Here is a 16,266-nt window from a genome sequence, read left to right as displayed (position 1 = left end):
CCCCCCCCCCCCCCCCCCCCCCCCCCCCCCCCCCCCCCCCCCCCCCCCCCCCCCCCCCCCCCCCCCCCCCCCCCCCCCCCCCCCCCCCCCCCCGCTTCCGCATGGAAAGGAACCTATGAAGTCGCGGCCCTCCCGTGAGCGGGGCAGCATCGAAAACATGATCCCTAAGCTCCGGGCACTCGTCGCACGGTGGACCGCCGCCGTGCCCGTGCTCGGAATCGTTCTCCTCGCCCTCACCTGGGGGCGCTCCCTGTCGGGCGTGGTCGTCGCCCTGGTGACGGCGGTACTGGCCGGGGCGGTGCTCGCCGCGGTCCACCACGCCGAGGTCATCGCGCACCGTGTCGGTGAACCCTTCGGCTCGCTCGTCCTCGCCGTCGCGGTCACCATCATCGAGGTCGCGCTCATCGTCACCCTCATGGCCGACGGCGGCGACAAGAGCTCCACCCTGGCCCGCGACACGGTCTTCGCCGCCGTGATGATCACCTGCAACGGCATACTCGGCCTCTGTCTGCTGACCGGCGCCCTGCGCCACCGCGTCGCCGTCTTCAACTCCGAGGGCACCGGAGCCGCGCTCGCGACCGTCGCCACCCTGGCCACGCTCAGCCTGGTCCTGCCGACCTTCACGACCTCCAAGCCGGGCCCGGAGTTCTCCACGGCGCAGCTCACGTTCGCCGCCCTGTCGTCCATCGTCCTGTACGGCCTGTTCGTCGCCACGCAGACCGTGCGGCACCGCGACTACTTCCTGCCGGTCACCAAGGAGGGCGAGGTCGTCGACGCCGACGACCACGCCGAAGGCCCCTCCGCCCGCACCGCCCTGATCAGCCTCGGCCTGCTCGCGCTCGCCCTCATCGGGGTCGTCGGGCTCGCCAAGGGCGTGTCGCCCACCATCGAGTCGGGTGTCGAGTCGGCCGGTCTGCCGCACGCCGTCGTCGGCGTGATCATCGCGCTGCTCGTGCTGCTCCCGGAGACCATCGCGGCCGTGCGCGCGGCCCGCCGCGACCGCGTCCAGACCAGCCTGAATCTGGCCCTGGGCTCGGCGATGGCCAGCATCGGCCTGACCATCCCCGCCGTCGCCATCGCCTCCGTGTGGCTGTCCGGGCCGCTCGTGCTCGGCCTCAGCTCGACCCACATGGTGCTGCTCGTGCTGACCGTCCTCGTCGGCACCCTCACGGTCGTGCCCGGTCGTGCCACGCCCCTCCAGGGCGGCGTGCACCTGGTGCTGTTCGCGGCGTACCTGGAACTCGCGGTCAATCCGTGAGACGTCGTGTCCGGCCGGGCCGCACCGCGATCCGGCCGGACACGATGCCCCGGCGGCCGTACGCGCTGCCGCACCGGCCGTCGTACGAGGCCCCCCGGGCCCGCCGCCCGCCTCACCCCGTGACCGGCACCACCGCCTTCTCCCGCACGGGCCGCGTCTCCGGAAGCAGCGCGAAGCACCCGAGGCTCAGCACCGCCATGGCCGTCAGATACGCGGCCACACCCCATGGCGTGCCCTCACCCCGCGCCGCCGCGGTCGCCACCATCGGCGTGAGCGCCCCGCCGAGGACCCCCGCCAGGTTGTAGCCCACCGCCGCCCCCGTGCAGCGCACCCGCGGCTCGTACAGCTCCGGCAGATACGCGCCGACCACGGAGAACATCGCGACGAACGCGAGCAGCGCCACCAGGAAGCCCAGGAAGATTAGGAACGGCTCACCCGTGGCCAGGAGGGCGACCATCGGGAACATCCACAGGGCGACCCCCGCACACCCCACCAGGCACATCGGCCGACGCCCGTACCGGTCGCCCAGGAAGGCCGCCACGGGCGTCAGCGCGCCCTTGACGACGACGGCGGCCATGATGCACGCCAGCATGACGGTCCGGCTCACCCCGAGGCGCTCCACGCCGTACGAGAGCGACCACGTCGTGACGGCGTAGAACACCGCGTACCCGACGGCGAGCGCGCCCGCCGTGAGCAGCACGAGCCGCCAGTGCCCGCGCGCCACCTCGACGAGCGGTACGCGCGCGTGCTCGCGCACCTGGAGGAAGTCCGGGCTCTCCGTGAGCGAGGCGCGCAGCGCGATCCCGGCAAGCGCGAGCACCCCCGCTCCCCAGAACGGGATCCGCCACCCCCAGGAGGCGAACTGCGCCTCCGTGAGGGTCGCGGACAGCGCCAGCGTCACGCCGTTGGCCAGCAGGAACCCGATCGCGGGCCCGACCTGCGGGAAGCTCGCCCACAGCGCGCGCCGCTCGGGCGGCGCGTGCTCGGCCGTCAGCAGCACCGCCCCGCCCCACTCGCCGCCGAGCCCCACGCCCTGCACGAAACGAAGCACGAGCAGCAGCACCGGCGCGGCCACACCGATCGTCTCGTACGTCGGTACGCAGCCCACGGCGACGGTGGCAAGGCCCGTCAGGAGCAACGAGATCACCAGAACGGGCCGTCGGCCGCGCCGGTCACCGAGGTGTCCGAAGAGCACGGAACCGAGCGGCCGGGCCACGAAGCCCACTCCGAATGTCGCGAACGCCGCGAGAGTTCCCGCCAACGGGGAGAACGTCGGAAAGAACAGCGGCCCGAGGACCAGGGCCGCCGCGGTGCCGTAGATGAAGAAGTCGTAGAACTCGATGGCCGTACCGGCGAGCGACGCGGCGGCGAGCCGGGGCAGCGAAGGGGCCGCGGGCTGAGCTGTGGACTTAGGTGCGAGCTGGGCTGTGGGCCGGGATCCTGACGGAGAGTCACTGTTGTGCACGGTGCGTCAACTACCCGGTGTGACAGGCGGTTACGGGGGCGCGCAGGGGGCCGAGGGCGCGCCGGAACGGCCAGGGGCGCGCCCCACCCGCGGGTGCCGTACGCACGCGTGTCAGTACGTGACCGTGATCCTCCGCTCGTCCCCGTCCACCCGTACGGTGCCGCCGTAGGGGATCACATACTGCGGATCCGTGTGCCCGAGGTCCACGTCGAAGACGGCCATGGTGGCGGGGGCGTACGCGGAGAGTGCCGCGAGCACGGCTTCGCGCTGCTCGCGGGCGTAACGGGCGCGCTCATCGGGGCTGTTGCGCCGGTCGAGGCTCCAGCGCTTGGCGCGGCCCATGAGCAGCGCGGCGAAGCGCGCGAGCAGTCCGCGCTCGCCCAGGGCGCGCAGGATCCGGAAGACCTCGGTGGGGGAGGGGAGTTCCTCCGTCGTCTCCAGGAACAGCACGTGCCCGTCGTAGTCGGCGGGGTCGGCGACCTCGCGGTCGGCCATCAGGAGCCCGGCCAGGACTTCCAGGCAGCCGCCCCAGGAGCGCCCCTCCACGACCCGCTCGGCGCCCTCCGGCAGATGCCAGCTCCAGCCCTCGCCCGGCTCCGTCGGCGGCTCGGCGTCGAGGGACGCCGGGTCGTCCCAGGGGACGTCGATGTCACGGAAGCGCTCGGCGGGGCGCAGTTCGTAGCGGCCGGAGGTGAACAGGGCGGCGCGCAGCGAGTCGGCGGTCGGGGCGGCCATGGCCCCCGGTCGCCCCAGCTCGCACATCACCGACGCCCCGTGGAAGCTGACGATGCCGGTCCCCCACAGGAAGGCGTGCAGGTTGGTGTTGTCGCTGAACCCGAAGAACGGCTTGGGGTGCGCCCGGATCAACTCCCGGTCCAGGAAAGGCAGCACGGTGATCTGGTCGTCGCCGCCGATGCTCGCCATGATCGCTTTGATCTGCGGATCGGCGAACGCGGTGTGCAGGTCGTCGGCCCGCTCCCGCGCCGATGCGCCCATCCTGCGCGTCGTCGGATACTCCACCGGCTCCAGGAGGAAGTCCGTCCGCAGCCGCCGCAGGCCCAGTTCGTAGGGGAGGGGGAAGAGCTCCGGCAGTCCGGCCGCGGGCGACACGACGGCGATGCGGTCGCCGGGGGCGGGCTTCGGCGGATACAGCGGCGGGTGCGGGCGACCGGGTGGTGTCATGCCCGGCAGCGTACGGCCCGGCTCGTGGCGCCCGCACCGTGATAAACCGGCAGTGAGCAGCAGTCCGACGCACGGAGGTCCCTGTGCCCCACACCCTCGCCACTGCCCCGGTCCTGATCCTGAACGGGCCCAACCTGAACCTCCTGGGCCGTCGTCAGCCGGAGATCTACGGCACCGACACGCTCGCCGACGTCGAGGCGATGTGCGCCGAGGCGGCCGCGGCGCACGGCGGGACGGTCGACCTGCGGCAGTCCAACCACGAGGGCGAGCTGGTCGACTGGATCCACGAGGCGCGCGAGCACCACGCGGGCATCGTCATCAACCCGGCCGCGTACTCGCACACGTCGATCGCCCTCCTGGACGCGCTCAACACGTGCGACGGCATGCCGGTGGTGGAGGTCCACATCTCCAACATCCACCAGCGTGAGTCGTTCCGGCACCACTCGTACGTCTCCCAGCGCGCCGACGGCGTCATCGCGGGCTGCGGCGTGCAGGGGTACGTGTTCGGGGTGGAGCGGGTGGCGGCGCTGCTGGGGCGGGGCTAGGCCCGCCCCAGCGCGGTCACCAGCCGCGGGCGCGCCACTCCGCGAGGTGCGGGCGCTCCGCGCCCAGCGTGGTGTCCTTGCCGTGGCCCGGGTAGACCCACGTCTCGTCGGGAAGCGTGCCGAAGATCTTCGTCTCGACGTCCTGGATGAGGCTCGCGAACCGCTCCGGGTCCTTCCAGGTGTTGCCGACGCCCCCGGGGAAGAGGCAGTCCCCGGTGAAGACGTGCGGGTGGCCGTGCGGGTCGTCGTAGACGAGCGCGATCGAGCCCGGGGTGTGGCCCACCAGGTGCCGGGCGGTGAGCGAGATCCGGCCGAAGGTGATGGTGTCGCCGTCGTCCACGAGGACGTCCGTCGGCGTCGGGATGCCCTCGGCGTCCTCGCGGCCCGCGTACGTGCGTGCGCCGGTCGCCGCGACGACCTCCGCGAGGGCCTGCCAGTGGTCGCCGTGCTGGTGGGTGGTGACGACGGCCTTGATGCCGTCGTCACCGATGAGCCGCAGCACCGTCTGCGGCTCGTTGGCCGCGTCGATCAGCAGCTGCTCGTCGGTGGCCCGGCAGCGCAGCAGGTAGGCGTTGTTGTCCATCGGGCCGACCGCGACCTTCGAGATCATCAGGTCCTGCAGCTCGTGCACGTCCGCGGCCCCGCCGACCTTCACCACTCCGCTGTACGTCATGCGACTCAGCCTATAGCGGGGGGAGGGCGGGCAGGGGGCCGCCGTCGACGGTCAGCGCGGCCCCGTCGCGGCGCCCGGCGAGCCAGCCGAGGAGGTCTGCCTGGCGGCCGCTGACCGTGACGTCGGCCGTGCGCTCGTGGCCCTGCTCGACCTGCTCCGCGGTGACGGCCTCGACGGCGCCCGTGGCGAGCACGCGGCCGTCGTCCTGCCGGATGTCCACGGCGGGCAGGCCCGGGTGGTTCCGGAAGCGCCCGACGAGGAAGTTGATCTCCCGCTGGGTGAACTCCTCGGAGAGGTCCTCCAGCTCGTAGCCGACGCCGAGGTCCACGTGGTGCAGCTCCACCTCGATCCAGCGCCGGAAGGGCACGTTGGCGGCCGCGTCCTTGACGCCGTTGCGCAGCTCCACGGTGCGGGACCAGTCCGCGGGGGCGGCGCCCTCGTCCTGGAAGCGGGCCGCGGACTCCCGCAGGTCGGTGAGCTGAACGTCCAGCGGTCGCGGAGCGTCCCGCTCGATGTCGGCGTCCCGCGCCTCCCCGCTCACGTACATGGGTCGCCCGGCCAGCACATTCACCAGGGCGTCGGCGTTCCGCGCGACGTGCGCGAGGACGTGTCCGCGCGTCCAGCCGGGAAGCCGTGACGGCTCGGCCGTCGAAACGTTGTCCAATGCGGTGGCTGCGGCGAGCAGCCGTTCGGTCGCGTCACGTACAGACGCCAGGTCGCGCACATGATCAATCATGGGCCCGACGATAGCTCCGCCACACGTTCGGGTGAAGGCGGTGGACCAGCCCCGCAAATCGAATGTCCGTGCTATAAGGTCGGTTGCGGCATCGGGCATTCTTGGTAGTCCGGGTTCATCGACCTCCGGATCCCGCGAACCAGGGAATCCGACCCGGCGTTGTCAGTGGGTCGCCCTAGTCTGTGAACGACGGGGGCCCCGCCCCTGTCACTTCTCTCAAGAAAGGTGCGGACCGGCGTGGCCGACCGTCTCATCGTCCGTGGCGCGCGCGAGCACAATCTCAAGAACGTCTCGCTCGACCTCCCGCGTGACTCCCTCATCGTCTTCACCGGTCTGTCCGGGTCCGGCAAGTCCTCGCTCGCGTTCGACACGATCTTCGCCGAGGGCCAGCGGCGCTACGTCGAGTCCCTGTCGTCGTACGCCCGCCAGTTCCTCGGCCAGATGGACAAGCCGGACGTCGACTTCATCGAGGGACTGTCGCCCGCGGTCTCCATCGACCAGAAGTCGACCTCGCGCAACCCGCGCTCCACGGTCGGCACCATCACCGAGGTCTACGACTACCTGCGCCTGCTGTTCGCGCGCATCGGCAAGCCGCACTGCCCCGAGTGCCGCCGCCCGATCTCCCGCCAGTCCCCGCAGGCCATCGTCGACAAGGTCCTCGAACTGCCCGAGGGCAGCCGCTTCCAGGTCCTCTCGCCGCTGGTGCGCGAGCGCAAGGGCGAGTTCGTCGACCTCTTCGCCGACCTCCAGACCAAGGGGTACAGCCGCGCCCGGGTGGACGGCGCGACCATCCAGCTCTCCGAGCCGCCCACGCTGAAGAAGCAGGAGAAGCACACCATCGAGGTGGTCGTCGACCGCCTCACGGTGAAGGACTCCGCCAAGCGCCGCCTGACCGACTCGGTGGAGACCGCCCTCGGCCTCTCCGGCGGCATGGTCGTCCTGGACTTCGTCGACCTCCCCGAGGACGACCCCGAGCGCGAGCGGATGTACTCGGAGCACCTCTACTGCCCGTACGACGACCTGTCCTTCGAGGAGCTCGAGCCCCGCTCCTTCTCCTTCAACTCGCCCTTCGGCGCCTGCCCCGACTGCACCGGCATCGGCACGCGCATGGAGGTCGACCCCGAGCTGATCGTCCCGGACGAGGACAAGTCGCTCGACGAGGGCGCCATCCACCCCTGGTCCCACGGCCACACCAAGGACTACTTCGGCCGCCTGGTCGGCGCCCTCGCCGACGCGCTCGGCTTCTCCACCGACATGCCCTGGGCGGGCCTGCCGCAGCGCGCCAAGAAGGCCCTGCTGCACGGCCACAAGACCCAGATCGAAGTGCGCTACCGCAACAGGTACGGCAGGGAGCGGGTCTACACCACCGCCTTCGAAGGCGCCGTCCCCTTCGTCAAGCGGCGGCACAGCGAGGCCGAGAGCGACGCCAGCCGCGAGCGCTTCGAGGGCTATATGCGCGAGGTGCCCTGCCCCACCTGTGAGGGCACCCGCCTCAAGCCGATCGTCCTCGCCGTCACGGTCATGGGCAGGTCCATCGCCGAGGTCTCCGCGATGTCGATCAGCGACTGCGCGGACTTCCTCGCCGAGCTGCGGCTCGACGCCCGTGACAAGAAGATCGCCGAGCGGGTCCTGAAGGAGGTCAACGAACGACTGCGCTTCCTGGTCGACGTCGGCCTCGACTACCTCTCGCTGAACCGCGCCGCGGGCACGCTCTCCGGCGGCGAGGCCCAGCGCATCCGCCTGGCCACCCAGATCGGCTCCGGCCTGGTCGGCGTGTTGTACGTCCTGGACGAGCCGTCCATCGGCCTGCACCAGCGCGACAACCACCGCCTCATCGAGACGCTGGTCCGGCTGCGCGACATGGGCAACACCCTGATCGTCGTCGAGCACGACGAGGACACCATCAAGGTCGCCGACTGGGTCGTGGACATCGGCCCCGGCGCGGGTGAGCACGGCGGCAAGGTCGTGCACAGCGGCTCCCTGAAGGAGCTGCTCGGCAACGACAAGTCGGTCACCGGTCAGTATCTGTCGGGCAAGAAGGCCATCCCCGTCCCCGACGTCCGCCGCCCCGCCGACCCCACCCGCCGCCTCACGGTGCACGGCGCCCGCGAGAACAACCTCCAGGACATCGACGTCTCCTTCCCGCTGGGCGTCCTCACGGCCGTCACCGGCGTGTCCGGGTCCGGCAAGTCCACGCTGGTCAACGACATCCTCTACACCCACCTGGCCCGCGAGCTGAACGGCGCCAGGTCCGTCCCCGGGCGGCACACGCGGGTGGAGGGCGACGACCTCGTCGACAAGGTCGTGCACGTCGACCAGTCGCCCATCGGCCGCACCCCCCGGTCGAACCCGGCGACGTACACCGGAGTCTTCGACCACGTCCGCAAGCTCTTCGCGGAGACCACGGAGGCGAAGGTCAGGGGCTATCTCCCCGGGCGCTTCTCCTTCAACGTCAAGGGCGGCCGCTGCGAGAACTGCTCCGGCGACGGCACCATCAAGATCGAGATGAACTTCCTCCCGGATGTGTACGTCCCCTGCGAGGTCTGCCACGGCGCGCGGTACAACCGCGAGACCCTGGACGTGCACTACAAGGGCAAGTCCATCGCCGAGGTCCTCGACATGCCCATCGAGGAGGCGCTCGACTTCTTCGAAGCGGTGCCCGGCATCGCCCGGCATCTGAGGACCCTCCACGACGTGGGCCTCGGCTATGTCCGGCTCGGCCAGTCCGCGCCCACGCTCTCCGGCGGCGAGGCCCAGCGCGTGAAGCTGGCCAGCGAGCTCCAGAAGCGCTCCACGGGCCGCACGGTCTACGTCCTCGACGAGCCGACCACCGGTCTGCACTTCGAAGACATCAGCAAGCTGATCACGGTCCTGTCCGGCCTGGTCGACAAGGGCAACACGGTCATCGTCATCGAGCACAACCTCGACGTGATCAAGACCGCGGACTGGGTCGTCGACATGGGTCCGGAGGGCGGCAGCGGCGGCGGCCTCGTCATCGCCGAGGGCACTCCCGAGCAGGTCGCCGGGGTGCCGACCAGCCACACCGGCAAGTTCCTGCGCGACATCATCGCCGCGGACCGCATCAGCGACGCGGCGGTGCCCCCGGCCCGCCGCAGCACGAAGAAGACCGCCGCCAAGAAGACGGTGGCCTCGAAGTCGGCCCCCACGAAGACAGCCGTCACCAAGTCGACGGCCACCAAGTCGGAGCCCAAGAAGCCGTCGGCCACGAAGTCGTCGGCCACGAAGAAGACGGCGACCAAGAAGGCGACAGCCAAGAAGGCCCCCGCGAAGAAGACGGCGACGCGGGCGCGCAAGGCCTGAGGTCAAGCGCCCCTCCGGTCGTCGCCCCAGTCACACAGCGCGCCGCCCCGCACAGGGGTGGCGCGCTGACGTCTCTTCCGCCGCCCAACTGGCGTACCGTCCCCCGCATCCACCGCCCGACGCACCACCGCGACCCAGGAGGCGTACGAGATGTCAGCCGCAGCCGTCCCGTCTGTGCGGAGCGAACGGAAGGGGGCCGTCACCACTGTCGTTCTGGCGCGGCCCGAGGTGCGCAACGCCGTCGACGGGCCCACCGCGCGAGCCCTCGCTGAGGCCTTCCGGACCTTCGAGGCCGACCCGGAGGCGTCGGTCGCCGTGCTGTGGGGCGAAGGAGGCACCTTCTGCGCGGGCGCAGACCTGAAGGCGCTCGGCACCCCGGACGGCAACGAAGTCGCCGAGGTGAACGGGGAGAACGACGGGCCGATGGGGCCCACGCGCCTGAACCTGTCCAAGCCCGTCGTCGCCGCGATCTCCGGGCACGCCGTCGCGGGCGGGCTGGAACTCGCCCTCTGGTGCGACCTCAGGGTCGCCGAGGACGACGCCGTGCTCGGGGTGTTCTGCCGCCGCTGGGGCGTGCCGCTCATCGACGGCGGGACGGTGCGGCTTCCCCGGATCGTCGGGGAGGGGCGCGCCATGGACCTCATCCTGACCGGCCGCCCGGTCGACGCGGCGGAGGCGCTGGGCATGGGCCTGGTCAACCGGGTCGTGGCGAAGGGCTCCGCCCGCGCGGCGGCCGAGCAACTCGCCGCCGAGATCGCCGCGTTCCCCCAGACCTGCCTGCGGCACGACCGGCTCTCCGCCCGCGAACAGCACGGGCTGCCCGAACAACAGGCGCTCGCGGGCGAGTTGGCCCACGGCATGCACGCCCTCGGCGAAGCAGCCGAAGGCGCCGCGCGGTTCGCCGCCGGAGCGGGACGGCACGGCGCCTTCGGGACGAGCTGAAGCTCCCGGGCCCGGGGCCCTACGCCTCGCCCTTGCCCGGCTCCAGGAACTGCATGTCCAGCTGGATCTTCACGGCCTCGCCGAGCATGCCGGGGGCGAACGTCAGGCCGTACTCGCTGCGGCGGATCTCACCCGTCGCCTCGAAACCGGCGTGGCGGGTGTCGCCGAACTCGCCGAGGCCGCCGAACTCCACGGCCAGCGTCACCGGGCGGGTGACATCGCCGATGGTCAGCTCGCCCGCCATCGTCCAGTCCTCGCCGGCACCGGAGATCCCGGCGGAGCGGAACACCATCGTCGGGCGCTTCTCCACGTCGAGCAGGTCGGAGGCGCGGACGTGCGCGTCCCGGTCCGGGTTTCCGGTGTCGATCGACGCGAGGGCGATGGTGGCGTTCACCGCCGTGTCGTCGAGGGTCTCGCCCACCACCAGCTCCGCGTCGAACTCGGTGAAACGGCCGCGCACCTTGGAGATGCCCAGGTGGCGGATGGTGAAGTTCACGGCGGAGTGCAGCGGGTCCAGCGCCCAACGGCCCGCCGGGAGCGGCAGGGCGGTGGTGGCGGCAGCGTCAGTGGTGTTGGTCTCGGTGGTCATGCCGTCCACTCTGGGGCGGCCGCCGGACCCGAGGAAGGCCGGGCGGAGACTGGTAGTGGCAGGGCCACGATCGACAGGGCCACGATCGGAGGCAGCGGCCCCAGGAGCCGCCCTGGTACGTTCGAACGGTGAGCGAGAACGAGCTGGGAGCCTTCCTCCGTGCCCGCCGCGAGGCCATCACCCCCACCGAAGTGGGCCTGCCCGGCGGCCCGCGCCGCCGCACCCCGGGACTGCGCCGCTCCGAAGTCGCCACCCTCGCCGGCATCAGCGTCGAGTACCTCACCCGCCTGGAACAGGGCCGCGACCGCAACCCCTCGCCGTCCGTGCTCGGTTCGCTCGCCGACACCCTGCGCCTGACCGTGGAGGAGCGCGTTCACCTGCGCCGCCTGGAGAAGGCGAGCAACGGCGCCGACAACCCCTGCTGCTCCGCCGCCCCGCCCCCGGCGCTGTCCGTGCGGCCCACCGTGCGTGCCTTGGTCGACCGCCTCGAACCCACCCCGGCTGTGCTGCTCAACCGGCTCAGCGACGTCCTCACGTACACGACGGGATACGAACGGCTCGCCCGCCCCCTCGGCCTGCTCGACGGCGACCGGCCCAACCTGCTGCGATTCGTCTTCACCGACGAGCGGGCCCGTACCGTCTTTCCCGAGTGGGAGCGTGTCGCCGACGAGCAGATCGCGCACCTCAGGAATGAATCACCGATGATCGACCCCCATGCGATGCAGTTCGTCGACGAGTTGACGGTGCTCGCCGGGGCGCCGTTCGCCGAACGCATCGAGGCCGTGCCCGGCCTGCCGCGCCGCAGCGGCGTGGAGCGCCTCGCGCACCCGCAGGTGGGGGCGCTGCGTCTGTCGTACGAGACGCTGGCTCTGCCCGACGTCGATGGCCAGCGCCTTCTCGTCCACCTCCCGGCCGACGACGCCACCTCGGCGGCGCTCGACCAGCTCAACGGCCGCCAGCCGGGCGGTCTGCGCGCGGTCAGCGGCTAGGGCCCGCCCAAGAAGCCCCGAGGTTTGTCAGGGGCGGCCCGGTGCCCCTGAGAGGTCTGCCCCTAGTGGCCCGTTCCCTCGCCCCCGGCCAACTCCCGTGCGTACGGCGGCTCCGCCCCCGCCCGCGAGCAGGTGATCGCCGCCGCGCGAGCCGCGAACCGCAGCACCTCGGCCCAGGCGTCCCCGCCGAGCCCCGCCGCCCGCGCGGACAGGGCGTCCCGTGCGGCCAGGGAGTGCAGCAGCGCCGCGTTCACCGTGTCGCCCGCGCCGATCGTGTCCACGACGTCGACCGGAACGCCGGGCACCGAGACCTCTCCGCCCTCGCGCGTGAAGACGGACAGGCCGTCGCCGCCCCGCGTCACGACCACGGCCGCCGGGCCCGACGCCAGCCACTCCTCGGGCGTGCCGCCCAGCCAGCGGGCGTCCTCCTCGGACAGCTTCAGGAGCGCCACCGACGGCAGCCAGCTCTTGAACCGGGCGCGGTAGGCGTCCGCGTCGGCGATGAGGCCGGGGCGGATGTTGGGGTCGAGCGCCGTGAAGACGCCGCGGGCCGCCTCGCGCCGCATCAGCTCCTCGTACGCGCTCGCACCCGGCTCCAGGACGAGCGAGCAGGTCCCGAAGGACATCGCCCGCACGCCGTCCGGGACCCGGCGCGGCACGGCGAAGAGACGGTCGGCGGTGCCGTCCACGTAGAAGGAGTACTCGGCCGAGCCGTCGGCGTCGATCGAGGTGACGGCCAGGGTCGTCGGCTCGGCGCCGCGCTGGACGTACGACACGTCGACGTCCGCCGCCCGCAGGCCCGCGAGCAGCGCCTCGCCGAACACGTCGAGCGAGACCCGGGAGCAGAAGGCGGTGGGGGAGCCGAGGCGGCCGAGCGCGACCGCCGTGTTGTACGGCCCGCCGCCGAGGCGCGGCGCGAGGGCGGGGAGCGCGGGGGCAGGGGCGGCGGGGGAGATCTCGGAGGCGCTGCTCACGGCGGTCCCGCCGCCGTGCGGCGCGTCCCGGTGCGTGCGCTCCCGCGCGTCCCGCGTGCCTTCCCGCGAGTCCTCCCGCGCGTCCCGCAGCGCCTCCTGCGGCACCAGGTCGATGAGGGCCTCACCTGCGACGACTATCACTGACGGTTCCTTCCGGCGTACGGCTCCGGCGGTCGGGCGGCTGGGCGTTCCGGTGTCCCGACGCCCTGGAGCCCCGGCCTCCGCCTGCGGACAGGCTAAAGCCAGAACCGGCGGACGCGACCGATGCGGGCGGCACTCGGGCACCCCGGTGCCCCACCCGGTCACGCGACCTCCCACCGGTAAGGTCGATCCGTCGCCGAACCAGCCTGACCTGTGGAGACTTCATGCCCGGCACGTCCCCCGCCCGCCGCACGGTGCTGCGCGCGGCCGCCCTCGCCCCGGCCGTCGGGCTCGGGCTCACCGCCTGCTCCTCCGGCGGCAACGGCAACCGCTCCGCGCCGACCGAGCCGGTGGACCTGGGCGCGGCCGACGAGGTGCCGGTGGGCGGATCGAAGCTCTACACGGACAAGAACGTGGTGGTCAGCCGGATAGCCGACGACGAGTACAAGGCGTTCAGCAGTATCTGCACGCACGCCCGGTGCCCGATCAAGAACCTTCAGGGTGCCGAGCTGACCTGCCAGTGCCACGGCAGCCAGTTCGACGCGAGGAACGGCAAGGTGCTGCGCGAGCCCGCCGTGGCACCCCTGGAGGAACTGCCGGTGAAGGTCGCGAGCGGCAAGATCGTGGCGGGCCCGGGGGCCTGAGAGGTCACTCCCAGTCCCACCCGATCCCGATGATCCCGGCCCGCACCTGCGGCTCCACGAGGTGCACCGACCGATGGCTGCCGCTCAGCGTCAGCTCCCGCAGGCCGAGGCGCGGCGCGGCCGCCGACCGCTGCGTGAAACGGTGGCAGCGCACGGGCAGGGTGCCCTCGGCGAAGCGGACCTGGAGGGCGTACTGGCCGCCGGTGAAGCTGAAGCCGCGTACGTACTCGGCACTCGCCCCGGCCGTGCCGTCCTCGAAGCCGTAACAGAACAGATGGGTGTCGCCCGCGCGCAGCCGGGCGTCGAACAGCAGCTCCGCGACCAGGACACCGGTGTCGTGGTGCCAGCGCACCCGCCCGGTGCGGCAGTTCTCCAGGGCCCGCACCTCCATCCGCTCCGGGGCGCAGCCGGGGTCCCCGTGGTGGATGGCCAGATAGCGGTCGATCCCGTCCGTGTGGGCGCGTACGACATGCTGGGAATCGCGGCCAAGGAGCTCACGGTCCGCGCCGATGCGTATGCGCTCATGGTGGCCGACGGTGTGCAGACCGCCGTCGAGCGGGGACTCCAGGTCGGCGAGGAGCGACTGCAGGACGTCGGACGCCTCCACCAGGGAACGGTAGGAACGCGCGGCGGGGCGTTCGGCGTTGATACGCTCCTCGGCCTGGGCGAGCAGCCGGATGAGTGATTCCTCCGGCAGCCGCAGGATCTCCTCCAGGGCGCGCACGGCCCGTAGCGACTCGGCGCGCTGGGGGCGGCGCGCACCCTGCTGCCAGTAGCTCAGACTGGTCACGCCGACGTGGACGCCCGCGCGTGCGAGATGGTGGCGCACCCGTTGCAGGGGCAGGCGCCGGGCGGCGATGGCGGCGCGCAGGGCGACGTGGAACGGGCCGGTGCGCAGGGCGGTGGCGAGGTCCACCGGGGTGTCGTCCGCGAGGGGCGTCGCGTGGGGCGGTGTGTGGGGGGTGACGTTCCGCACCGCAGGTCCTTTCTGTGAACGTTCACTCCGGCCGCGCGGGTGTACGCCCCGGTCGAAGCGGGTGGCCAGGTGAGCGTGCGACCGGCGTTCACAGATGTACGCCGTTGTTCACGCTTCAAACCATGCCGCATTGAAGCGTGTTGACCTGCACCGGACAACACCTGATGCTCAATCGCAGCGTCCGGACGCGCTCCTCCACATCCCACCCCCACTCCGCTCGGGAGGAACGCGATGCACCACTCCACCCGCGGGCTGAGCCGTCGCAGACGGCTGTCCGCACTGGCCGTCGCCGCGGCGGCCTTCCTCGCCGTACCGGCGGCCACCGCCGCCGCGGCACCGCACGACACGTCGTCGACCGTCGCTCCGGCCGCCTCGGGAGCGGCCGACCCGTCGGTCCTCGCCACCAAGCGCCTGAACATCACCATGCAGGCGCAGCAGAAGACCAACTGGTGCTGGGCCGCGGCGGGCAACACCATCGCCACGTACCTCGGCAAGAACTACAGCCAGAACCAGTTCTGCAACGCCGCCTTCGGCCGCAACCAGAACACCGAGTGCCCCAACAACCAGGCCACCCTGGGCAACGTCCAGACCGGCCTCAGGTGGGCGGGCATCAACTCCGGCTCGTACGTCACCGGCTGGCTGCGCTACCCCACCGTGCAGTCGGAGATCAACGCGAACCGGCCGATCGAGACCCGCATCCAGTGGTCCAACGGCGGCGGCCACATGCACGTCATCTACGGCTACGACACCGCCAACAGCTGGGTGTACTGGGGCGACCCATGGCCCTCCAGCGACCGCTACAACTGGGCGTCCCACGACTGGTACGTCAACAACAACACCTTCTCCTGGACCCACTCGCTGTACCGGATAGGGGCGTGAGAGCGATGACCCGTCACGTTTCCTCCGAATCCGCCGCATCCGGTACGTCCGCATCCGGTACGTCCGGCTCCTTCGGTACGTCCGGTCGCGCGCTGAAAGCCGTGCTCGCGGGCTCGGCCGCCGCGCTGCTCCTTGGCCTCGCGGCCCCGCACGCCTCCGCCGACTCCGGTCCGGCCGCGCGACCCGCGCCGCCCGCGCCGTCGGCACCCTCGGACGCCTCTCGCGGTGCCGCCCACGACGCGGCCGAGGCCCCGAAGACCCTCGACACGCTCTCCCGCTTCTTCGCCCGCGAGGGAGCCGTCACCAAGGCGGCGGCCGAGCCGCGCGTGGCGGGCGACAAGGCCGTACCCGTCTACTACTTGTCGCCCGACTTCGTCGCCGGCAAGAAGGACGCGCCCGTCGCCCGCATGGAGTTCCTGGCCAGCAAGGCGGTCTCCTCCGACGGCCAGGAGGCATCGCTCTGGTCCGTCCGGCAGGAGGGCTCCTGGAGGATCGTGAACATCGCCACCGGGGACGACGAGACCCACTACGCGCGCGTGGGTGCCGACAAGCTCCCCGGAGGCACCGTTTTCCACGAGCCGCAGATCAACGGCTGGTACGTCACCAAGGGCGCGCGCGTGCTGCCCCTCGACAAGGACGCGGTGCGCGCGGTCGGCGCGGAGGGGACCTCGACCGACGCCTACCGCAAGCGCGTCCAGAAGGCGTACGGGGACAAGCTGCCGGGGTCGGCGTACGCCAAGTCCGGCAAGGCGGGCGGGTACGCCGAGGAGCCCTCGCAGGGGGCGCCCGGGGCCATGTCGGCCAAGGCGGACGGGACCGCCGAGTCCGCGTCGTCCTCCTCCGACGGGCCGGTGACCGTCGCCTCCACCGTGGCCGGAGCCGGGGCGCTGGTCGCCCTCGGCCTGTCCGGCGCGGCCCTGCTCCGGCGCCGCTCCCGCCGCCTGAGCTGACC

15 protein-coding genes are annotated in these 16,266 nt (G+C 72.1%); 8 read left to right on the top strand and 7 right to left on the bottom strand.

Features of this window, described 5'->3' with window-relative positions:
* Window positions 1-157: 157 nt before the first annotated feature.
* Window positions 158-1,258, top strand: a complete 1,101-nt coding sequence (locus ACZ6AA_RS34745) for a calcium:cation antiporter (RefSeq protein ID WP_468483018.1) — start codon at window positions 158-160, stop codon at window positions 1,256-1,258.
* 112 nt (window positions 1,259-1,370) lie between these two features.
* On the opposite strand, the gene ACZ6AA_RS34740 is transcribed toward ACZ6AA_RS34745, so the two are convergent.
* Both ACZ6AA_RS34740 and ACZ6AA_RS34735 read right to left on the bottom strand, forming a co-directional pair.
* On the bottom strand, window positions 1,371-2,639 hold the full coding sequence (locus tag ACZ6AA_RS34740; protein ID WP_468450100.1) for an MFS transporter: 1,269 nt from the start codon (window positions 2,637-2,639) through the stop codon (window positions 1,371-1,373).
* Window positions 2,640-2,834: 195 nt separating this feature from the next.
* Window positions 2,835-3,905, bottom strand: coding sequence for a S66 family peptidase (locus tag ACZ6AA_RS34735; RefSeq protein ID WP_471462415.1), 1,071 nt, complete (start codon window positions 3,903-3,905; stop codon window positions 2,835-2,837).
* 83 nt (window positions 3,906-3,988) lie between these two features.
* On the opposite strand from ACZ6AA_RS34735, the gene aroQ reads away from it, so the two are divergent.
* Window positions 3,989-4,450 (top strand): type II 3-dehydroquinate dehydratase, encoded by a 462-nt coding sequence (aroQ, locus tag ACZ6AA_RS34730; protein WP_468448760.1) that lies wholly within the window; start codon window positions 3,989-3,991, stop codon window positions 4,448-4,450.
* Window positions 4,451-4,466: 16 nt separating this feature from the next.
* Here the strand turns inward: aroQ and ACZ6AA_RS34725 are convergent, their stop codons facing one another.
* Window positions 4,467-5,123: an MBL fold metallo-hydrolase gene (locus tag ACZ6AA_RS34725; RefSeq protein WP_468448758.1), complete on the bottom strand. Its 657-nt coding sequence runs from the start codon at window positions 5,121-5,123 to the stop codon at window positions 4,467-4,469.
* A gap of 10 nt (window positions 5,124-5,133) precedes the next feature.
* Complete coding sequence (locus tag ACZ6AA_RS34720) at window positions 5,134-5,859, bottom strand: maleylpyruvate isomerase family mycothiol-dependent enzyme (RefSeq protein ID WP_468448756.1); 726 nt, start codon at window positions 5,857-5,859, stop codon at window positions 5,134-5,136.
* 237 nt (window positions 5,860-6,096) lie between these two features.
* Here ACZ6AA_RS34720 and uvrA point away from each other — a divergent pair, with 237 nt between their 5' ends.
* Together uvrA and ACZ6AA_RS34710 are read left to right on the top strand one after the other, a co-directional pair.
* Complete coding sequence (gene uvrA, locus ACZ6AA_RS34715; RefSeq protein ID WP_471462413.1) at window positions 6,097-9,180, top strand: excinuclease ABC subunit UvrA; 3,084 nt, start codon at window positions 6,097-6,099, stop codon at window positions 9,178-9,180.
* A 150-nt stretch (window positions 9,181-9,330) separates the two neighbouring features.
* Window positions 9,331-10,122, top strand: coding sequence for a crotonase/enoyl-CoA hydratase family protein (locus tag ACZ6AA_RS34710; protein WP_471462412.1), 792 nt, complete (start codon window positions 9,331-9,333; stop codon window positions 10,120-10,122).
* 19 nt (window positions 10,123-10,141) lie between these two features.
* Here ACZ6AA_RS34710 and ACZ6AA_RS34705 read toward each other — a convergent pair whose 3' ends face one another.
* Window positions 10,142-10,711, bottom strand: coding sequence for a YceI family protein (locus ACZ6AA_RS34705; RefSeq protein WP_468448750.1), 570 nt, complete (start codon window positions 10,709-10,711; stop codon window positions 10,142-10,144).
* Window positions 10,712-10,839: 128 nt separating this feature from the next.
* Here ACZ6AA_RS34705 and ACZ6AA_RS34700 point away from each other — a divergent pair, with 128 nt between their 5' ends.
* The gene (locus ACZ6AA_RS34700; RefSeq protein WP_468448748.1) at window positions 10,840-11,700 is read left to right on the top strand and encodes a helix-turn-helix transcriptional regulator; all 861 of its coding nucleotides are present in this window, start codon (window positions 10,840-10,842) and stop codon (window positions 11,698-11,700) included.
* Window positions 11,701-11,762: 62 nt separating this feature from the next.
* Here the strand turns inward: ACZ6AA_RS34700 and ACZ6AA_RS34695 are convergent, their stop codons facing one another.
* Entirely contained in the window at window positions 11,763-12,815 is a 1,053-nt protein-coding gene (locus ACZ6AA_RS34695) for a carbohydrate kinase family protein (RefSeq protein WP_468483023.1), read from the bottom strand.
* A 224-nt stretch (window positions 12,816-13,039) separates the two neighbouring features.
* On the opposite strand from ACZ6AA_RS34695, the gene ACZ6AA_RS34690 reads away from it, so the two are divergent.
* On the top strand, window positions 13,040-13,459 hold the full coding sequence (locus ACZ6AA_RS34690; RefSeq protein ID WP_468483024.1) for a Rieske (2Fe-2S) protein: 420 nt from the start codon (window positions 13,040-13,042) through the stop codon (window positions 13,457-13,459).
* Between the two features lie 4 nt (window positions 13,460-13,463).
* Here ACZ6AA_RS34690 and ACZ6AA_RS34685 read toward each other — a convergent pair whose 3' ends face one another.
* Entirely contained in the window at window positions 13,464-14,435 is a 972-nt protein-coding gene (locus ACZ6AA_RS34685) for a hypothetical protein (protein WP_468448743.1), read from the bottom strand.
* 231 nt (window positions 14,436-14,666) lie between these two features.
* Between ACZ6AA_RS34685 and ACZ6AA_RS34680 the strand changes: the two genes are divergently transcribed.
* Window positions 14,667-15,314: a papain-like cysteine protease family protein gene (locus ACZ6AA_RS34680; RefSeq protein WP_471462409.1), complete on the top strand. Its 648-nt coding sequence runs from the start codon at window positions 14,667-14,669 to the stop codon at window positions 15,312-15,314.
* Between the two features lie 5 nt (window positions 15,315-15,319).
* Window positions 15,320-16,264, top strand: a complete 945-nt coding sequence (locus tag ACZ6AA_RS34675; protein WP_471462407.1) for a hypothetical protein — start codon at window positions 15,320-15,322, stop codon at window positions 16,262-16,264.
* The last annotated feature ends 2 nt before the right edge of the window (window positions 16,265-16,266 follow it).

Source organism: Streptomyces sp. NPDC040610 (genome assembly GCF_055594065.1).
The sequence above is the reverse complement of the archived record's forward strand: the minus strand, read 5'-3'. Positions and strand labels throughout refer to the sequence as shown.

What these genes read in the sequence shown, in the direction of transcription:
- ACZ6AA_RS34745 (WP_468483018.1), top strand. Translation starts at nt 158, where the DNA reads ATGATCCCTAAGCTCCGGGCACTCGTCGCACGGTGGACCGCCGCCGTG.
- ACZ6AA_RS34735 (WP_471462415.1), bottom strand. Translation starts at nt 3,905, where the DNA reads ATGACACCACCCGGTCGCCCGCACCCGCCGCTGTATCCGCCGAAGCCC.
- ACZ6AA_RS34725 (WP_468448758.1), bottom strand. Translation starts at nt 5,123, where the DNA reads ATGACGTACAGCGGAGTGGTGAAGGTCGGCGGGGCCGCGGACGTGCAC.
- ACZ6AA_RS34720 (WP_468448756.1), bottom strand. Translation starts at nt 5,859, where the DNA reads ATGATTGATCATGTGCGCGACCTGGCGTCTGTACGTGACGCGACCGAA.
- ACZ6AA_RS34710 (WP_471462412.1), top strand. Translation starts at nt 9,331, where the DNA reads ATGTCAGCCGCAGCCGTCCCGTCTGTGCGGAGCGAACGGAAGGGGGCC.
- ACZ6AA_RS34705 (WP_468448750.1), bottom strand. Translation starts at nt 10,711, where the DNA reads ATGACCACCGAGACCAACACCACTGACGCTGCCGCCACCACCGCCCTG.
- ACZ6AA_RS34690 (WP_468483024.1), top strand. Translation starts at nt 13,040, where the DNA reads ATGCCCGGCACGTCCCCCGCCCGCCGCACGGTGCTGCGCGCGGCCGCC.
- ACZ6AA_RS34680 (WP_471462409.1), top strand. Translation starts at nt 14,667, where the DNA reads ATGCACCACTCCACCCGCGGGCTGAGCCGTCGCAGACGGCTGTCCGCA.
- ACZ6AA_RS34675 (WP_471462407.1), top strand. Translation starts at nt 15,320, where the DNA reads ATGACCCGTCACGTTTCCTCCGAATCCGCCGCATCCGGTACGTCCGCA.